The organism is Variovorax glucosi (genome assembly GCF_051216695.1).
Lineage (GTDB): Bacteria > Pseudomonadota > Gammaproteobacteria > Burkholderiales > Burkholderiaceae_C > Variovorax.
Map to the genome: position 1 here is coordinate 1 of NZ_JBPJZE010000099.1, position 1,433 is coordinate 1,433.

A 1,433-nucleotide genomic window follows, 5' to 3' on the forward strand; every position below is an offset into this window, starting at 1 on the left:
GACTGCGCGAGGTGCGGGAAGTCGTCGAAGCTCTTGCCCTGCTGCCAGATGCCGAGGAACTCGACCATGCCGATGTGCACGGCGTTGCGCACCGGCGCCATCTGCATCTCGACCGCCACCAGCCGCAGCTGCTCCACGGCCCGTGCCGCGCCCACGCCGCCGTAGCCCACGAAGCCGATCGGCTTGCGGGTGAATTCCTTGTAGACCCAGTCGATCGCGTTCTTCAGCACCGCGCTCGGGCCGTGGTTGTATTCGGGCGTGACGACGACCAGGCCGTCGAAGGTGGCCAGCTTGGCCTGCCAGCGCTGCGCAGCCTCGTTCTTCACCGGCCCCCAGGCCGGCGCGCCCGCCTCGTTGAAGAAGGGCAGCGGATGGTCGCGCAGGTCGACCAGCTCGAAGGCGAGGTCGGTGCGCTGCTTCGCGATCTCGTGGATCCATTGCGCGGGCTTTTCACCGAAGCGGCCTTCGCGGGTCGAGCCGAGGATGATGCCGATGCGGGGTTGTTGCTGGGTCATGGGGTGCTCCAAGGAAAGTTGAAGAAGATGAAGAGGGGGTCAGGCCGCGGTGACGGCCAGCCGGGACACGGGCCGCAGGCGCCAGGCGACGAAGCCCGACAGCAGCGCCAGCACCAGCGCCGGCGCGGGGTTGCCGCCGATCAGCACCAGGTGCGTGGCCACGCCGCAGACCATGGTCACGGCCAGCAGCAGGCCGCCGAGGAAGCCGGTTGCGGGCACGAGCAGCAGCAGCGCGCCGCCGACCTCGACGAGGCCAGTCACGTAGCGGAACCACTGGCCGAAGCCGATCGCGTCGAACACCTGGACCATCTGCGGCACGCCAGCCAGCTTGGAAGCGCCGGCGGCGCCGAAAGCCAGCGCGAGCAGGATGCGAACGCCCCAGACGATGCGGCGCTGCGTGGGAGAGGAAGTAGATGAAGTAGTCATGGGCATAAGGTTAGGCACGCACCCATTGATCGACTAGACGGTAGAGTCGGATTGCACTCGTCCACAAACTGAAGGAATCAACCCGCCATGTTCGACCTCAACGACGTCGCCATGTTCGTGCAGGTGGTGCGCTACGGCAGCTTTGCCGAGGCGGCCCGGCGGCTGGGCCTGCCGCCCAACACCGTGAGCCGGCGCATCCAGCAGCTCGAATCGCAACTGGGCACGCGGCTGATGCAGCGCTCGACGCGCAAGCTGACGCTGACCAGCGCGGGGCAGGATTTTCATGATCGGTGCGCGGGGCTGGTCGACGGACTGGCTGCCGCCGGGCAGGCGCTGGTGGCCGGAGGCCAGGAGCCCAGCGGCCTCGTGCGGGTGGCGGCGCCGGCGGATTTCTTCGATTTCTTCCCGATGGAATGGGTGTCCGACTTCCTGGCCGCGCATCCGCTGGTCAAGCTCGACTTCGTGCTCAGCGACGCGGCCGCCGACCTCATC

3 protein-coding genes are annotated in these 1,433 nt (G+C 67.9%); 1 reads left to right on the forward strand and 2 read right to left on the reverse strand.

The window, feature by feature from the left end:
- Both ACSFA3_RS23215 and ACSFA3_RS23220 read right to left on the reverse strand, forming a co-directional pair.
- On the reverse strand, positions 1–515 hold a 515-nt coding region (locus ACSFA3_RS23215; RefSeq protein ID WP_435507798.1), incomplete at its 3' end, for an NADPH-dependent FMN reductase.
- 39 nt (positions 516–554) lie between these two features.
- Positions 555–941 (reverse strand): DoxX family protein, encoded by a 387-nt coding sequence (locus tag ACSFA3_RS23220; protein WP_435469503.1) that lies wholly within the window; start codon positions 939–941, stop codon positions 555–557.
- An 87-nt stretch (positions 942–1,028) separates the two neighbouring features.
- On the opposite strand from ACSFA3_RS23220, the gene ACSFA3_RS23225 reads away from it, so the two are divergent.
- Positions 1,029–1,433, forward strand: a 405-nt coding sequence (locus ACSFA3_RS23225) for a LysR family transcriptional regulator (RefSeq protein WP_435507799.1), incomplete at its 3' end; no start/stop codon positions are given.